Origin of the sequence: Bartonella clarridgeiae ATCC 51734, from assembly GCF_000518185.1 — a bacterium.
Classification (GTDB): Bacteria; Pseudomonadota; Alphaproteobacteria; order Rhizobiales; family Rhizobiaceae; genus Bartonella; species Bartonella clarridgeiae.
Window position 1 is genome coordinate 120,369 of record NZ_JADC01000010.1, and the last position, 14,156, is coordinate 134,524.

Annotated in this window: 13 protein-coding genes and 1 tRNA gene; 12 read left to right on the forward strand and 2 right to left on the reverse strand. The window is 32.9% G+C overall.

The annotated features are described in order from the left end of the window. Nucleotides 1-55: 55 nt before the first annotated feature. From T420_RS0102810 to ttcA, 4 genes are all read left to right on the forward strand, one after another. The gene (locus T420_RS0102810) at nucleotides 56-889 is read left to right on the forward strand and encodes an RNA methyltransferase (protein ID WP_013545070.1); all 834 of its coding nucleotides are present in this window, start codon (nucleotides 56-58) and stop codon (nucleotides 887-889) included. Beyond that, nucleotides 889-1,710, forward strand: a complete 822-nt coding sequence (gene murI, locus T420_RS0102815) for a glutamate racemase (protein ID WP_013545071.1) — start codon at nucleotides 889-891, stop codon at nucleotides 1,708-1,710. Before T420_RS0102810 ends, murI begins: the two co-directional genes overlap by 1 nt. 178 nt (nucleotides 1,711-1,888) lie before the next feature. Continuing rightward, nucleotides 1,889-2,506 (forward strand): 30S ribosomal protein S4, encoded by a 618-nt coding sequence (gene rpsD / locus T420_RS0102820; RefSeq protein WP_013545072.1) that lies wholly within the window; start codon nucleotides 1,889-1,891, stop codon nucleotides 2,504-2,506. A 188-nt stretch (nucleotides 2,507-2,694) separates the two neighbouring features. Continuing rightward, nucleotides 2,695-3,543, forward strand: coding sequence for a tRNA 2-thiocytidine(32) synthetase TtcA (gene ttcA, locus T420_RS0102825; protein ID WP_026501121.1), 849 nt, complete (start codon nucleotides 2,695-2,697; stop codon nucleotides 3,541-3,543). Nucleotides 3,544-3,573: 30 nt separating this feature from the next. Here the strand turns inward: ttcA and rimO are convergent, their stop codons facing one another. Both rimO and lexA read right to left on the reverse strand, forming a co-directional pair. Continuing rightward, nucleotides 3,574-4,887 (reverse strand): 30S ribosomal protein S12 methylthiotransferase RimO, encoded by a 1,314-nt coding sequence (gene rimO, locus T420_RS0102830; protein WP_013545074.1) that lies wholly within the window; start codon nucleotides 4,885-4,887, stop codon nucleotides 3,574-3,576. 197 nt (nucleotides 4,888-5,084) lie between these two features. Further along, complete coding sequence (lexA, locus tag T420_RS0102835; protein ID WP_026501122.1) at nucleotides 5,085-5,798, reverse strand: transcriptional repressor LexA; 714 nt, start codon at nucleotides 5,796-5,798, stop codon at nucleotides 5,085-5,087. A gap of 707 nt (nucleotides 5,799-6,505) precedes the next feature. On the opposite strand from lexA, the gene T420_RS0102840 reads away from it, so the two are divergent. From T420_RS0102840 to T420_RS0102875, 8 genes are all read left to right on the forward strand, one after another. Then, a tRNA-Lys gene (locus T420_RS0102840) sits at nucleotides 6,506-6,581 on the forward strand. A gap of 411 nt (nucleotides 6,582-6,992) precedes the next feature. Then, nucleotides 6,993-7,892, forward strand: a complete 900-nt coding sequence (locus tag T420_RS0102845) for a septal ring lytic transglycosylase RlpA family protein (protein WP_026501123.1) — start codon at nucleotides 6,993-6,995, stop codon at nucleotides 7,890-7,892. A 102-nt stretch (nucleotides 7,893-7,994) separates the two neighbouring features. Next, nucleotides 7,995-9,179, forward strand: coding sequence for a D-alanyl-D-alanine carboxypeptidase family protein (locus T420_RS0102850; protein ID WP_013545078.1), 1,185 nt, complete (start codon nucleotides 7,995-7,997; stop codon nucleotides 9,177-9,179). 48 nt (nucleotides 9,180-9,227) lie between these two features. Then, nucleotides 9,228-9,860 (forward strand): dTMP kinase, encoded by a 633-nt coding sequence (tmk, locus tag T420_RS0102855; RefSeq protein WP_013545080.1) that lies wholly within the window; start codon nucleotides 9,228-9,230, stop codon nucleotides 9,858-9,860. Continuing rightward, entirely contained in the window at nucleotides 9,857-10,909 is a 1,053-nt protein-coding gene (locus T420_RS0102860; RefSeq protein WP_013545081.1) for a DNA polymerase III subunit delta', read from the forward strand. The genes tmk and T420_RS0102860 overlap by 4 nt, the downstream gene beginning before the upstream one ends. Nucleotides 10,910-10,972: 63 nt before the next feature. Further along, nucleotides 10,973-12,514, forward strand: a complete 1,542-nt coding sequence (metG, locus tag T420_RS06880) for a methionine--tRNA ligase (RefSeq protein WP_013545082.1) — start codon at nucleotides 10,973-10,975, stop codon at nucleotides 12,512-12,514. A gap of 8 nt (nucleotides 12,515-12,522) precedes the next feature. Next, nucleotides 12,523-13,293 (forward strand): TatD family hydrolase, encoded by a 771-nt coding sequence (locus T420_RS0102870; RefSeq protein ID WP_013545083.1) that lies wholly within the window; start codon nucleotides 12,523-12,525, stop codon nucleotides 13,291-13,293. An 8-nt stretch (nucleotides 13,294-13,301) separates the two neighbouring features. Further along, on the forward strand, nucleotides 13,302-14,123 hold the full coding sequence (locus T420_RS0102875; RefSeq protein ID WP_013545084.1) for an MBL fold metallo-hydrolase: 822 nt from the start codon (nucleotides 13,302-13,304) through the stop codon (nucleotides 14,121-14,123). The last annotated feature ends 33 nt before the right edge of the window (nucleotides 14,124-14,156 follow it).

Genomic DNA, 14,156 nt, shown 5'->3' on the forward strand with positions numbered 1-14,156 from the left:
CGACCGCCCTCAAAGGTTATTTCATGAAATACTTACTTAAAAATTGGTGAAGTGAATGGCCGGAACAAACAGGAAATGTCAAAATGTAACGAATGGTCCAATTATTATTTTAGTTGAACCACAATTATCAGAAAATATTGGTATGGTAGCAAGAGCGATGGCCAATTTTGGTTTATCGAAGCTTCGACTTGTCAAACCACGAGAGATATTTCCAAATGAAAAAGTTAAGGCTACTGCCAGCAAAGCAGATCATATCATTAATGATACACTAATTTTTGATACATTACGCGATGCAATTGCAGATTTAAATTATGTTTACGCTACGACAGCACGTGAGAGATGCGGTTTTAAAACTGTTAAAAGTGCTGTAGAAGCAGCAAATATTTTGCGTTATTACGAGAATATTGGTCATAAGACAGGTATTTTATTTGGAAGAGAAAGGTGGGGATTAGAAAATAATGAAATTAGCCTCGCTGATGAGATTATTACTTTTCCAGTTAATCCTGCTTTCGCATCGCTTAATATAGCACAAGCAGTTTTGTTGATAGCTTACGAATGGATGAAATCAGGTTTGGAAGATTTAAATGATACAGCATTTCGTGCAGTAGAGCTAAAACCAGCTAATAAAGCGACACTTCATGGTTTCTTATCACAGTTGGAAGATGCTCTGGATGTTCGTGGATATTTTAGACCTCAAGAGCGTAAAAAAGTAATGGTTACAAATATACGTTCTGTTTTTACACGCGCAAATTTTAGCGAATCTGAAATTCAGCTCCTACGAGGAATTATATCTTCACTGGATCATTTTTCACCTAAATTTCCACGAGGTAGTGGAGCCCCCCTCGAAGGAGGTGATAGCAAAAAAATTAAAACAAATGTGAATACCTAATGAGTGAAAAACCTCTTCTTTTTTTTGATAGTGGTATTGGTGGACTAACGGTATTGAGAAAAGTACGCCTTTTTGTTCCTGAATACCAATTTATCTATATTGCCGATGATGCAGCATTTCCTTATGGTGTCTGGGAAGAAGAAATTTTAAGACGTCGTATTTTAAAGATTTTTGCATATCTTCTAAAACTTTATAATCCTGTTTTATGTGTGATTGCTTGCAACACAGCTTCTACACTAATAATAGAAGATTTACGGCAAGAATTTCCTAATATTTGTTTTGTAGGAACTGTACCTGCAATTAAATTAGCAGCTGAACAAACAAAATCTGGTATTATCTCAGTCTTAGCAACTCCTGGTACAGTTAAACGTGCATATACGCATGAATTAATTAATTCTTTTGCTGGTCAATGTCATGTGCAGCTTGTCGGAAGTGAAAAGCTCGCAGGATTTGCTGAAAATTATTTACGTGGATATCCTATCAATGAAGAAGAATTACGCCATGAAATTTTACCATGCTTTATTGAGAAAAATGGCAAATTAACTGATATTGTTGTTTTAGCCTGCACACATTATCCTTTTTTGATCAATTTATTTCGTGAACAAGCGTTATGGCCAGTTGATTGGATTGATCCGGCAAAAGCTGTAGCTAAACGCATAAGGTCTTTATTACCAATATTACCAATCAAAATGCAAAACAAGAATATGAAAAAACATAAAGATTTTGCTTTGTTTACGTCACAAAATATAAGTTCTTCAACTGAGTATTTATTGCAAAAGTTTCAGTTAAATATAATGAAGGGAGTTGACTTTAGATTCTAAGATAAGTAGAAATCATAGCAAGATTTTTGCAATAAAGATCATTAATTGACGTGTCCCGTGGATAATTTTGCAATTAGCGCATAGATTGTTCTGTCAGTTTTCTTTTTTGAAAACAGAGGAGGGTGCGTTTCCTTAAGATCTAATTTTTGATCTTATTTTTTTATTCAAAGGAAATGCGATGAGTAAACGTGAATCAACAAAGCATAAAATTGACCGCCGTATGGGAGAAAATATCTGGGGTCGTCCAAAATCTCCAGTTAATCGTCGTGAATATGGTCCTGGGCAGCATGGTCAACGCCGTAAAGGAAAACTCTCTGATTATGGAGTGCAGTTGCGCGCTAAGCAAAAGCTAAAAGGATTTTACGGTGATATTTCAGAAAAGCAATTTCGTAAAACTTATGAAGAGGCTGCTCGTCGTCGTGGCGATACGAGTGAAAATCTTATCGGTCTTTTAGAATCGCGTTTAGATGCTATTGTTTATCGTGCAAAGTTTGTGCCTACTATTTTTGCTTCTCGTCAATTTATTAATCATGGCCATGTTAATGTAAATGGTCGACGGACAAATATTCAATCATACCGTTGTAAACCAGGTGATGTGATTGAGGTTCGTGAAAAATCAAAGCAACTTGTTTTGGTTTTAGAGTCTATACAATTAGCTGAGCGTGATGTGCCTGAGTATATTGATGTAGATCATAACAAAATGAAAGCGACCTTTATTCGTATACCTGCTTTTACAGATGTTCCCTATGCTGTTCATATGGAACCTAATTTGGTTGTTGAGTTCTACTCTCGTTAAGCTTTGATACAGAGATCATTGTTTTAATTTTTTTATGTATTAGAGATTGTTATGCTATTTTGTATTTATTAGAAGTAGCAATTATCCCTGATAATAAATAAAGGTATCTATTTACTATTGCAGGACTAAGCCGTTGTAATATACAGAGTTATGATATTATAAATAAAACCTTAATCAAATTTTGTGTAATGGAAAAGAATAGGTATACAAGCGATCCTTTGGAAGAAAAGGCTGATGATTGTCATCCGATTTTCCGGGTTGCTCCTTCAACTGTACAATTTAATAAATTACGCAAACGGCTTTTGCGCCATATAAGGCAGGCATTAGATGATTTTTCTATGCTCTCTTCGGGAAAAAAATGGCTTATTGCTTTATCAGGTGGAAAAGACTCTTACGGTTTACTGGCACTTCTGCTTGATTTAAAATGGCGTGGCCTTTTACCTGTCGACATTTTAGCCTGTAATCTTAATCAAGGTCAACCAGGCTTTCCAGAGCATATTCTTCCTGATTTTTTAAATTATCATCAGATTCCATACCGTATTGAGTATCAAGATACTTATTCAATTGTTACAGATAAATTAACACAAACACAAACATATTGCTCACTTTGTTCTCGGTTACGACGTGGACATCTATACCGTATTGCACGTGAAGAGGAGTGTTCTGCTGTAATACTTGGACATCACCGTGATGATGTTTTAGAAACATTTTTTATGAATCTGTTCCATGGAGGCCGATTAGCAGCTATGCCTGGAAAACTGATAAATGACGAGGGAGATCTTTTTGTTTTGCGTCCTCTAGTCTATGCTGCTGAAAAAGATATGGAAAAATTTTCTCAAGCAATGCAATTCCCTATCGTTCCTTGTAATCTTTGCGGAAATCAGGATAGCCTACAGCGCAATGCAATGAAAAAAATGCTTGATGATATTGAAAGGAAAATGCCAGGACGCAAAGACACTATGATTCGTGCCTTGACAAATGTTCGTCCAAGTCATTTGCTTGATAAAAAACTTTTCTCTTTTAAGAATTTACTATAATTAAAAATAAATTTAAGCTTTTTAATATTTTCAAACTACAGTGCCATAAAGATCATAAGAATCTGATTGCTCAATTTTAACGGTAACAAATTCACCTATACGAAGTGATTTCCGAGATGATATATGGACAACACCATCTATTTCCGGAGAATCATATTTACTACGACCTTTAGCGATTTTACCTTGCGTTTCATCGATAAGAACTTGAAGTCTTTTTCCAATCTTTTTCTTTAAAAGATCTGCAGAAATTTTTTGTTGTTTTATCATAAAGCGATGCCAGCGATTCTCTTTTACTTCTTCTGGAATGTTTTCTAATCCAAGATCATTTGCTACAGCACCTTTTACTGCTTCATATTTAAAGCAGCCAGCGCGTTCAATTTTTGCTTCTTCTAACCACTCAAGAAGCATATTAAAATCTTCGTTGGTTTCTCCTGGAAAACCAACAATAAATGTTGAACGCAAAGTAAGATCTGGACAAATTTCTCGCCACTTTTCAATTCTACGGTTTGTTTTTTCGATATGAGCAGGACGTTTCATATTACGTAAAACCGTTGGTGATGCATGCTGAAAAGGAATATCTAAATAAGGAAGAATTTTTCCTGCAGCCATAAGCTCAACAGCTTGATCAATATGAGGATAGGGATATACATAGTGTATTCGCACCCAAATCCCCATCTCCCCTAGTTCGCGACAAAGATCTAAAAATTTTGTTTTGATAACGCGATTTTGCCAAATGCTTTCAGCGTATTTAATATCGATCCCATATGCACCGGTATCTTGTGAAATAACCAAAATTTCTTTTACACCTGCTTGTACAAGTTTTTCTGCTTCGCGAAGAACATCGCCTATAGGCTGTGAAGTAAGATTACCACGCAGAGTAGGGATGATACAAAAACTACATCGATTGGAACATCCTTCAGAAATTTTTAAATAAGCGTAATGGCGAGGTGTTAAACGAATACCTTGTGGAGGAACTAAATCTATAAAAGGATCATGAACTGGAGGGACTGCTGTATGAACTGCTTGTATAACACTTTCATAATCCTGTGGCCCAGTAATCGCTATTACATTAGGATATGCTTGAAGAATAACATTAGGCTCAGCACCTAGGCATCCAGTTACAATAACTTTTCCATTATTTTTGAGAGCCTCATCAATATTGGCTAATGATTCATTTCGAGCAGAATCAAGAAAACCACAGGTATTAACAATAACTAAATCAGCTCCTTGATGTTTATTTGAGATCTCATAACCTTCAGAACGAAGGCGTGTAATAATGCGCTCAGAATCTACAAGTGCTTTTGGGCAACCGAGAGAAACAAAACTAATACGAGGCACTACCATAATATTCCTGTAAATTTTTTAATGAAGATCTAATTTTATTCTTTATTTTTACTATAAAAGAAAATTAAATGTTTGAATGCTTTTCTTCATACATAAGAGTTTTTACAAAGTCATTTGGACTTTTTTTATATACTCTGTTGGCACGCATAACATAAAGCGAAAAAAAATACCATAAGATATCAAATAATTATTTTTTTTTAATATCGACGAATAAGTCCAACAAGCTTTCCTTGTATTTTTACACGCTCAGGTCCATATATACGTGTTTCATAATGAGGATTTGCAGCTTCTAATTCAATAGAAGCTCCTTTACGTCGATAACGTTTTAAAGTTGCTTCCTCTCTGTCAATTAATGCAACAATAATTTCACCTGGCATTGCTACATTTTGACATTTTATAATTACAGTATCTCTATCAAGAATTCCTGCTTCAATCATAGAGTCACCTCTAACTTCTAAAGCATAATGCTCGCCTAAACCAATCATACTTGATGGAAGAGAAAGTGTATTTGTTTGTTGTTGAATAGCAGAAATAGGCACACCAGAAGCGATACGCCCCATAATAGGAATAGTGATATTTTTTTTATCTTCGATAATAGAAATATTAACATTACTAGAATTTTTTGATATTTTTCTTTTATTTTTTTGTATTACACTTGGAAAAATTTTACGAGCTGGAGAAAGATTAAATGTTACCTTATCAGGGAGACGAACAACTTCTACTGCACGAGCACGATTGGGTAAACGACGTATAAAGCCCCGTTCTTCTAAAGCTGTAACAAGTCTATGAATACTAGATTTTGAAGCAAGTTCCAACGCATTTTTCATCTCATCAAAGGAAGGTGGAACACCAATTTCTTTCATATGACTGTGAATGAATAGGAGCAGCTCATATTGTTTACATGTTAGCATTCAACATTCCAATCAAAAAATCGAAAAAGAAACAAGTAGAAAACAAAACATATGTATTCCATAATTTTTCTACAATTTTTTGCAAAATAAAGCAAAACACTTTGCTTTATTTTTTGTTTTAAAAATGGAAAAGAGGAAAGAACAATTTATCTTTTTTTATATTGAAGAATATATATACTATAAATTAGAAATTTTTATCTATATGTTTAAAATATTTACTTATTTCCCAAGTATATAATTTTCTTTCTTAACAAGAGAATTGATTCGAATATTTTCAAATCAGATGTTTTATCCTTATTTTAACATTCTTTAGAAAAAATAGGGTGCTTTTTATAAATATAAACTCACCTATTTTAGGTTATTTTCTATTGATGAGATACATTTTCTTATTTATTGATTACGATGAACAATGAAGAGACAATAATTGATTATTATCTTTGTTTAAACATTTGATATTATCTATGCAAATGTATTTAATTTAATTTCCACTATCTATATAGTATTAAAAACTTATGCTTCTCTAATATAAGATTATAATTTCTCTTCTAAATACAATAAGAATGAAAAAAACTTTATGATGTGCAATGATAATTAAGACAAGCGAACTAAACAAAATTTTAATAGTATTTTTTTAATAAAGTGTTGACCAAATGAAAAGTCAATCGTATGTTCCATTCACTTTCCATAAGCAAGATTAGCTTATTTGGGAGCGCGTAGCTCAGCCGGTAGAGCAACTGACTTTTAATCAGTAGGTCCAGGGTTCGAATCCCTGCGCGCTCACCAGTGACCCTTTTCAATGTTCTCCGTATATAAATTTAGTGGAAAATCGCTAAGCCGATTCGTTAAATATATCTGTCCACTATTATTACTACTATTCTTAATTAAGAGCCGTTTATAAGTTATTCACATAAAATATATATAGTTTATTTCATAAACTGTATTGTAATAAAGTTAATAAAAATTTTATTTTTAAATAATTGATTTTGTTAAATTTTATTTGATTTTTTATCTTCATTAGATAGTTTTATTTTTTATAAAACATAACAAATATTTCTTTAACGTTGTATTAATCTCTTGATAAAAAGTAAATTTTGATAATACAGACTATGTCTGTAGAGATGAATATTTAAGTAATGCAATTTTATTTTTGGTACACGATATAAAAATGTAAAATAGAAATAAGCGGATTGATAAATGCTTCTAGATAGCAAAGAAAATTTTACCTCTATTATTAAATTAACGTTTCAATTTATTTTTATAATAGCTGCTACTCAATTATTGACAGCCTGTGCAAATCAAATAATACAATTTTCAGAAAAAAATTTTAATACAAAAAGTATTGATAATATCGATAATAATAAGATGTTTAAGAGAGTGGTACAGGCTAAAGCTGTTTCTGTGCCTGAAAAAATTTTAAATGAGCAGAACAAATCGAAAAACAAAGTTGCAAAACGAATTATTATTGGTAAGCCTTACCAAATAAAAGGAAAGCAGTACTATCCAAAAGCTGATCCAACCTATCAGCGTGTTGGGCAAGCATCCTGGTACGGTTCATATTTTCATGGACGCTTAACTGCAAATGGTGAAGTCTATAATATGAATCTTTTGACTGCAGCTCATCCTACTTTGCCGTTACCTAGCTACGCTCGTGTTACTAATTTAAAAAATGGATCTTCTATTATCGTTAGAGTGAATGATCGTGGTCCTTATATAAAGAATAGAATTATTGATTTATCAAAACAAGCTGCAACAATGCTTGGTTATTTAAATCAAGGCACGGCAGATGTTAAAGTGGAATATGTTGCTGAAGCACCTATTAATAATTATGATGGCGAATATTTAATGGCTTCTTATAAACCTGGAAATTATAGCCCATCCATGATAATGGCATTATCAGATACAACAGAAATAAAAAAAGATAATCGATTTTTCGTTTTTAATACGAATAATTATAATATGAATAGTCAAAAACAGCCAACTGAGACTACTTTAATACAATTGCCGCAAATTGGTCCAGTTTTGACTGAGAAACCTAGGTCATTTTATCAAATAGCTTCTATTAAAAATAACCCCAGTAAGCCAAATGGTATTTAAAGTGTTTTTCTAATTTAGAAGCGCTTTATTTAAAAAAAGAATAAATCTTTTCTTGTATAATAAATCGCTCTATGTTGATTCTTAAAGAGAGGGAGAATCAGCATGCATCGGTTATTGAGAGTTTTATTTTCCTTAATTTGGATATTGATATTCAATGAACAGGGGCAAGCAGAAAACTTTCAAACATCTGCATCACAATTACTGATATTTGATGATAATACAAGCACAATACTTTTTAAAAAACAGAGTGATGTGGCTTTTTTTCCTGCTTCATTAACAAAATTGATGACAGCTGAAATAGTCTTTCATCAACTTAAAAAAGGATTTTTAAATAAAGAACAAAAATTTAAAGTTAGTGAAAATGCTTGGCGAAAAGGAGGAGCACCTTCTGGTACAACGACCATGTTTGCAAAGGAAAAAACAGAAATTAGTGTTTTTGATCTTTTGCGCGGACTCGTTATTGTAAATGGAAATGATGCTGCCATTACTTTGGCTGAAGGAATAGCTGGTAATGAAGCTAATTTTGCAAAATTGATGAATAAAAGAGCTAAAACACTTGGATTATTAAACAGTCATTTTGTCAACGCAACAGGGTTTCCTGAAGAAGGACAATTTATAACACTAAATGATATGATAACATTAGCTCGCCATATTGCTCATGAATACCCTGATTATTATGCGCTTTATAGTGAACCTGACTTTACCTGGAATAAGATTACTCAACATAATAAAAATCCCCTTATTTCTCAAGTAACTGATGTAAAAATAGAGGGATTAGGTTTCGGCTATAGTGAAGAAACAGGTTTTTCAACTGTTATTTCTGCTTATAAAAATCAGCAACGTCTTTTTCTTGCAGTTAGTGGTTTGCAAAATAACAAAGAGCGTACAAAAGAAATAAAACGAATTCTTCAATGGAGTCTAACAAATTTTGATCTTAAAAAAATTTTTACAAAAGGAGAGATCGTTGGTTATGCTTCTGTTTATGGTGGAGTAAGAAATTCTGTCCCACTTGTTGTTCAGGAACCAATAAGTTTTATGCTTTCAAATAAAAAAACTCTTAATGATGTTAAAGCAATAATTCGATATCATGGCCCATTAAAAGCTCCTATCAATATAGGACAAAAAATTGGTATTATTCAAATTTTTGCAGATAAACAATTTCTTGTTGAAAAATCAATTTGGGCTGGAGCAAACATTCAAGAAGGAAATTTTTTTGTAAAAGTAAAAGATGCACTTTATGAAATAACACTTGGAAGGTTGCGAAAATATTTATGGAAATATCTATAATGCGTACAAAAATAAGGAATTAAGAGATTCAGAGATAAAGGTTCATACATGTCAGGCTATTTTATTACATTTGAAGGAGGGGAAGGTGCAGGAAAAACAACTCAAATTTCTTTGCTTGCCCAACATTTAGGTAGCAAAGGCTACGATGTTATTATAACACGAGAACCTGGAGGAACAGTAGGTGCAGAAGCAATACGTTATATTTTATTATCAGGTAGCGTAGCACAATATGGGCCATTTATTGAAACGGTTTTATTTACAGCAGCACGTGCTGATCATGTTGCTGAAATTATCAAGCCTTCTTTGCAAGCTGGAAAGATTGTTTTATGTGATCGATTTATTGATTCTACACGTGTTTATCAAGGAATAAATAATAAAGTGGATACACATATCCTTTCTATTTTAGAATATATTGGTATGAAAGGAATAAAACCTGATTTAACGTTTTTATTAGATATACCTGCAAAATTTGGGATAGAGCGTATAAATTTACGAAGAAAAAAAATTAATTATTTTGAAAAAGATGATTTGGATATCCAAGAACAAAGACGCCAAGCTTTTCTTGAATTAGCGAAACATGAACCACATAGATTTCAAGTTATTGATGGAACATGTGCAGTCGAAGTAATTGCAGATCAAATAAAAGATATCTGTCATCGGGTAATATTGGCTTCTCCATGAATGATGTAAATTTTTTACGTCAGTATGATGATATTGACGGCATTTTATCACCTTCACAAAATAATATCCTCATTGGCCATGAGAAAGTTCGTCATTTCTTAGCTCAAATGCTTAGAAAAGGGCGATTACATCATGCACTATTGTTTGAAGGAGAACGTGGAATAGGAAAAGCAACGTTAGCATTTCACTTTGCCTGGAATATTTTAAACTCTCAAAAAAATGAGTTTTTACAACCAAAACAAGATTCAGTTATATGGCGCCAAATTAAGCAGGGTAGCCACCCTAGTATTATACATGTCTCACATCGTTTTGATGCAAAAACAAAAAAGTTCAAAACAGGTATAACAGTTGATGATATCCGCGATATCAAGCATTTTTTAAATCAGACATCTCAAGATGAGTGGCGCATTGTCATTATTGATTCCGCAGATAATATGAATAGAAATGCTGCAAACGCAATTCTTAAAACACTTGAAGAGCCTCCAACAAAAACCTTATTCATTGTTATTTCACATTCTTTAGGAAAGTTGCTTCCAACAATTCGTTCACGTTGCCAAAAAATTTCTCTAAGACCTTTAAATGATGATGAAATGAAAAAAGCTATCTCACATGTTTTTTCCGATCAGATATTAACTGACCAGCAAAATATTGAAACAATCATTCAAAAATCTCAAGGTAGTCTTCGAAAAGCAGCTTTACTTCTTTGTCATGGTGGGCTTGAAATTGTTCAAACCATTAATAAGCTTTTGGAGCAATCTATTTGCAATCCAGTTATTGTGCATAATTTTGCTCAATCACTTTCGTCATCTGATTCAGATATACAATTTCAACAATTTTGCGATGAAATTCTTGATAGAATTCAAAAAAGAGCTATTATGTTGATAGAAAAGAGGGCTTTTGCTTTATCAAAAAAATATGCGCAAATATGGCAAAATATTTTTCAAGAAATAATAGAAGTGCAATCATTTAATCTTGATAAAAAGCAATTTATTATTAATCTTCTTTTTAAAACTCATAAGATTGTTCATGAAAATAAGCTTTTTCCGTGACAATGTTATGAACAAACGTTATGTCATTGTATACTTTGATTACATTTTAAAATGGGTATAATTATGCGTGACATATATTATATAACAACTCCAATTTTTTATCCTAATGGTACTCCGCATATTGGACATGCCTATAACGCAATTGTAAGCGATGCTTTAGCTCGTTTTCAAAGAGCCGATGGGAAGGATGTATTTTTTCTATCTGGTACAGATGAACATGGCCTAAAAATGCAACAAACAGCACAAATGTTAAACATAACACCTCAACAACTTGCAGACCGCAATAGTGCTGTTTTTCAGAAAATGCTGGAAATTCTTAATTGTTCTAATAACGATTTTATCCGCACAACGGAAAAACGACATCATCAAGCTTCTCAAGAGCTTTGGAAAAAAATGGAAGCCAAAGGTGATATTTACCTTGGCCGTTATACGGGTTGGTATTCAGTTAGTCAAGAAGCTTATTATGAAGAGAAAGATACTGAAATTGATGAAAAAGGAATCCGTCGTGAGAAAGAGTTAAACTCTCCGGTTGAATGGAATGAAGAAGAGAGTTATTTTTTCAGACTTTCACGTTATGAAAAAGCACTTCTTCAACATTATGAAAAATACCCTGATTCTATTGGCCCTAATGAACGACGTAATGAAATTATAAGTTTTATCAAATCAGGCCTAAAAGACCTTTCCATTTCACGAACAACCTTTGATTGGGGAGTTCGTGTTCCAGGAAATCCAAAGCATGTAATGTACGTCTGGGTTGATGCACTTACAAATTATCTTACTGCGATTGATTTTTTCGATGAAACTTCACAAAAACGCAATTTTTGGCCTGCAGATATTCATATTATTGGTAAAGACATTATTCGTTTCCACACAGTTTATTGGCCAGCATTTTTAATGTCTGTTGGAATTGAGTTACCTAAACGTATTTTTGCTCATGGTTTTTTACTTAACCGCGGTGTTAAAATGTCAAAGTCTATTGGAAACGTAGTTGATCCTTTTGAAATGGTTGATCGGTATGGTCTTGACCAAGTACGTTATTTTTTTCTTCGTGAAGTACCATTTGGACATGATGGTAATTACGATCATGATAGTTTTGTAAATCGTATCAACGCTGATCTTGCAAATGATCTTGGCAATTTAGCTCAACGCTCATTATCTATGATTCAAAAAAATTGTAATGCAAAAATTCCTACACCAGCTGCATTTCTAATTCAAGATGAACAGCTGCTAAAACAATCTCTTCAAGCACTTGAGATTGCACGCCAAACTATGTCACGTCAGGCTCCACATTTAGCACTTTCAGCTATTTTTTCAGTTGTAGCAGAGGCTAATCGTTATTTTGCTAATGAAGAACCTTGGAGATTGCATAAAAATAATCCAGAAAGATTTTTTACAGTTCTTTATATAACTTTAGAGATTTTGCGGCGGATAGGAATCATGCTTTTGCCTTTCATTCCACAATCAGCAACTAAACTTCTTGATAGTCTTGTAGTTGCTAAAGAAAATCGATTTTTGCACCATATCAGTGATTTAAAAATTAAAGAAGATACAGAGCTTCCATCACCAGTACCAATTTTCCCTCGTTATATTCCTAAAGAAAGCTGATATTAATAATGTTAATTGATACACATTGTCATCTTAATTTTGAGGATTTTCAAGATTTGAATGGAATTATTCAACGAGCTCTAGCTGCTAACGTTGAACGTATGATAACAATTTCAACGCATGTGCATAAGTTAGATAGGCTTTTAGAAATTACACAGACTTATGATCAAGTCTTTTGTTCTGTTGGAACTCATCCTAATTATGTACATGAAGAACAAAATATTAAAGCTGAAGATCTTATTCATTTATCAAGGCATCCTAAAATTGTTGCATTTGGTGAATCCGGACTTGATTATCATTACGATTATTCTTCACCTCAAGAGCAAAAGAAAAATTTTACAGAACATATTATCGCTTCTCAAGAAACACAATTGCCTCTTGTAATTCATTCACGCAGTGCTGATCTAGATATGGAGCAAATATTGCGTGAGAAAATAAAAGAAAAATCTTTTCCATTTATCCTTCATTGTTACTCATCTGGCATGCAACTTGCTCATGCTGGTATTGAACTTGGTGGTTATATATCTTTTTCAGGTATTCTCACTTTCAAAAATGCTCTTGAAATTCGTGAAATAGCAAAAATTGTTCCTCATAAGCGCTTATTGATTGAAACAGATGCTCCGTTTTTAGCACCTGTTCCTTATCGTGGTAAAACAAATGAGCCATCTTTTTTGTGTCACATAGCCACTGTTCTTGCTAAAACTATTAATTTAAGCATTGAAGAAACAGTACAAATAACAACACAAAATGCTTTTCGTTTATTTAGTAAAATGAAATAGAACAAAAAATGTCTGATCGATATCGTTTTACAATATTGGGCTGTGGTTCATCACCAGGAGTGCCGCGTCCTAATGGTGATTGGGGAGCCTGTGATCCAAATAATTCTAAAAATAGACGCTATAGAACTTCTTTATTAGTTGAACGAATTCATAAATCAGGAATGAAAACAACAGTCATTATTGATACTGGTCCAGATTTTCGTTCACAAATGATTAATGCACGTGTTAGTCACCTCAATGCCGCTATTTATACGCATTTCCATGCAGATCATACTCACGGTATTGATGATTTACGCAGCTACGCTCTTGCACAAAAATGTTTAATAGACATTTATGCAGATGCTTTTACGCTAAAACATCTTAATAAAGCTTTTGGTTATTGTTTTCAAACACAAAAGGGATCACATTATTCACCTATTTTAAAAGAAAATCTTATAGATGAGAAGAGTGAGTTTAAAGTCCAAGGGCAGGGTGGAGCTATTACTTTTAATACGCATTTACAGATTCATGGTGCTACTCGTTCTTTGGGTTTTCGTATTGGTAATGTTGCTTATTGCACAGATGTTAGTGAATTTCCTGAAAAAACACTATCAGGTCTTATGAATTTAGATGTTTTAATTATTGATTCTCTTCAATTTAAACCTCATCCAAGCCATTTCTCAGTTGATCAAGCATTATATTGGATAGAATATTTTAAGCCAAAACGAGCTATATTAACGCATATGGATAATTCACTTGATTACAATAATGTTGTAAATTATGTCCCAGCACATGTTGAACCAGCATATCAAGGACTTATCTTTGAAACAGATGTATTGATAAATAATTAAACGTAGATGTTTTATATAATAATCGCATAATAT

What these genes read in the sequence shown, in the direction of transcription:
- T420_RS0102850 (WP_013545078.1), top strand. Translation starts at nt 7,995, where the DNA reads ATGCATCGGTTATTGAGAGTTTTATTTTCCTTAATTTGGATATTGATA.
- lexA (WP_026501122.1), bottom strand. Translation starts at nt 5,798, where the DNA reads ATGCTAACATGTAAACAATATGAGCTGCTCCTATTCATTCACAGTCAT.
- T420_RS0102875 (WP_013545084.1), top strand. Translation starts at nt 13,302, where the DNA reads ATGTCTGATCGATATCGTTTTACAATATTGGGCTGTGGTTCATCACCA.
- murI (WP_013545071.1), top strand. Translation starts at nt 889, where the DNA reads ATGAGTGAAAAACCTCTTCTTTTTTTTGATAGTGGTATTGGTGGACTA.
- T420_RS0102810 (WP_013545070.1), top strand. Translation starts at nt 56, where the DNA reads ATGGCCGGAACAAACAGGAAATGTCAAAATGTAACGAATGGTCCAATT.
- rimO (WP_013545074.1), bottom strand. Translation starts at nt 4,887, where the DNA reads ATGGTAGTGCCTCGTATTAGTTTTGTTTCTCTCGGTTGCCCAAAAGCA.
- ttcA (WP_026501121.1), top strand. Translation starts at nt 2,695, where the DNA reads ATGGAAAAGAATAGGTATACAAGCGATCCTTTGGAAGAAAAGGCTGAT.
- T420_RS0102845 (WP_026501123.1), top strand. Translation starts at nt 6,993, where the DNA reads ATGCTTCTAGATAGCAAAGAAAATTTTACCTCTATTATTAAATTAACG.
- metG (WP_013545082.1), top strand. Translation starts at nt 10,973, where the DNA reads ATGCGTGACATATATTATATAACAACTCCAATTTTTTATCCTAATGGT.
- T420_RS0102870 (WP_013545083.1), top strand. Translation starts at nt 12,523, where the DNA reads ATGTTAATTGATACACATTGTCATCTTAATTTTGAGGATTTTCAAGAT.
- tmk (WP_013545080.1), top strand. Translation starts at nt 9,228, where the DNA reads ATGTCAGGCTATTTTATTACATTTGAAGGAGGGGAAGGTGCAGGAAAA.
- T420_RS0102860 (WP_013545081.1), top strand. Translation starts at nt 9,857, where the DNA reads ATGAATGATGTAAATTTTTTACGTCAGTATGATGATATTGACGGCATT.
- rpsD (WP_013545072.1), top strand. Translation starts at nt 1,889, where the DNA reads ATGAGTAAACGTGAATCAACAAAGCATAAAATTGACCGCCGTATGGGA.